Annotated in this window: 3 protein-coding genes; 2 read left to right on the forward strand and 1 reads right to left on the reverse strand. The window is 65.4% G+C overall.

From position 1 onward, the window contains the following. Both thyA and AC1DY5_RS54130 read left to right on the forward strand, forming a co-directional pair. Window positions 1-558, forward strand: a 558-nt coding sequence (thyA, locus tag AC1DY5_RS54125) for a thymidylate synthase (RefSeq protein ID WP_478122438.1), incomplete at its 5' end; no start/stop codon positions are given. 5 nt (window positions 559-563) lie between these two features. Next, window positions 564-1,055, forward strand: a complete 492-nt coding sequence (locus AC1DY5_RS54130) for a dihydrofolate reductase (protein WP_478122439.1) — start codon at window positions 564-566, stop codon at window positions 1,053-1,055. Here the strand turns inward: AC1DY5_RS54130 and AC1DY5_RS54135 are convergent. After that, on the reverse strand, window positions 938-1,315 hold the full coding sequence (locus AC1DY5_RS54135) for a YqhA family protein (RefSeq protein WP_478122440.1): 378 nt from the start codon (window positions 1,313-1,315) through the stop codon (window positions 938-940). The genes AC1DY5_RS54130 and AC1DY5_RS54135 overlap by 118 nt on opposite strands. Between the last annotated feature and the right edge of the window lie 462 nt (window positions 1,316-1,777).

A 1,777-nucleotide genomic window follows, 5' to 3' on the forward strand; every position in this document is an offset into this window, starting at 1 on the left:
GACGGCGACCTCGGCCCGGTCTACGGCGTGCAGTGGCGCAGCTGGCCGACGCCCGACGGCGGTCATGTCGACCAGATCCAGCAGGTGATCGACACGCTGCGCAGCAACCCCGATTCGCGCCGCATCATCGTCAGCGCCTGGAACGTGGCCGAGCTCTCGAAGATGGCGCTGATGCCCTGCCACGCCTTCTTCCAATTCTACGTCGCGCCGCCGCAGGCGCCGGGCGAGCGCGGCAAGCTCAGTTGCCAGCTCTATCAGCGCAGTGCCGACATCTTCCTGGGCGTGCCCTTCAACATCGCGAGCTATGCGCTGCTGACGCACATGTTGGCGCAGCAATGCGACCTGGACGTCGGCGACTTCATCTGGACCGGCGGCGACTGCCACATCTACAGCAACCATGCCGAACAGGTGGCCCTGCAGCTGAGCCGTGCACCCCGGCCCTATCCGACGTTGGTCATCAAGCGCAAGCCAGCTTCGATCTTCGATTACCAGTACGAGGACTTCGAGGTGGTCGACTACGAACCCCATCCCGCCATCAAGGCACCGGTCGCAGTGTGATGGCCATGCGCATCAACCTGATCCTCGCCCGCGCCGCCAACGGCGTGATCGGCCGCGACGGTACGATGCCCTGGCACTTGCCCGAGGACATGGCGCATTTCAAGCAGCAGACGATGGGCGCGCCGGTGATCATGGGCCGCAAGACCTGGGACTCGATCCCGCCGCGCTTCCGTCCCCTGGCGGGCCGCCGCAACATCGTGGTCACGCGCAAAGCCGATTGGCAGGCCGAAGGCGCCGAGCGGGCCGGCAGCGTCGACGAAGCCATCGCCCTCTGCGAACGCGGCCAGGCCACCGAAGCCTGGGTGATGGGCGGTGCCCAGATCTATGCCGAGGCCGAGCCACTGGCGCAGCGCGTGCTGCTGACCGAGATTGAACAGGACTACGAGGGCGACGCCTGGGCACCTGATTTCGGCGCCGGCTGGCGACAGACCGCGCGCGAATCGCATCTCGCTGCAAACGGGTTGCCGTTCAGCTTCGTGACGCTCGAGCGAAGCTGAACGCGCCCCATCGCCTGCGCGCGTTGCTCTTCATCAGGAAGAAGGTCAGCGCGGCCACCACGAGCGCCAGTCCGGCACCGAAGGCGGCGATGTCGCTGGTGCCCTCCCAGGCGACGACCTCGCRCAGAAACAGCCGCGAGAACGGCAATCACGACGCTGACCGGGTTTCCCTTGAGGTCCTCGAGGCTGTGGACTTCCAGCCATTTCGGCAGCGGCAGCTTGTCATCGATGAACAGCGAATAAAGGCCGATGCTGATGATGTAGACCGGTCCCGATCACGGGAACGATCATGATGTAACGGCTCGAAGCCAGGATTCGTCGCATCATCGGTGGACATCCCTCGATTGAATATCTTTGGACGCGCAGACGGACGATTCTTCTGGACGCTCGACGGCTTCTGCCGCGGCACTTGCGGTACATCGTAGGGTACGACAGGCTCAGCGGCTCGACGAGCCTGCCCCGCGCATCACGCCTCGCACCGAGGCCGCCTGACCGCGTCGGCGCGGCGCAGGCGCTCGCCACGGGCAGCCTCGTCGGCCGCCAGAGGCCCTGGCGGGGCACGCTGCAGCATCTCCCGCCCCCCGCTCCTGTCTTGGCCGACCTGCGCCATGCTCCAAAACCCTGATTGATTTAATTATTGATGTTATTACGATCGCGACCTCAACGCATCGTCATCTTGTCCTCCGCCCCCACCATCGCAGATATCGCCCGCACCGCCGGCG

This window comes from Variovorax sp. P4_D9, assembly GCF_056401695.1.

Coding starts and splice junctions, on each gene's coding strand:
- AC1DY5_RS54130 (WP_478122439.1), top strand. CDS start 564: ATGCGCATCAACCTGATCCTCGCCCGCGCCGCCAACGGCGTGATCGGC.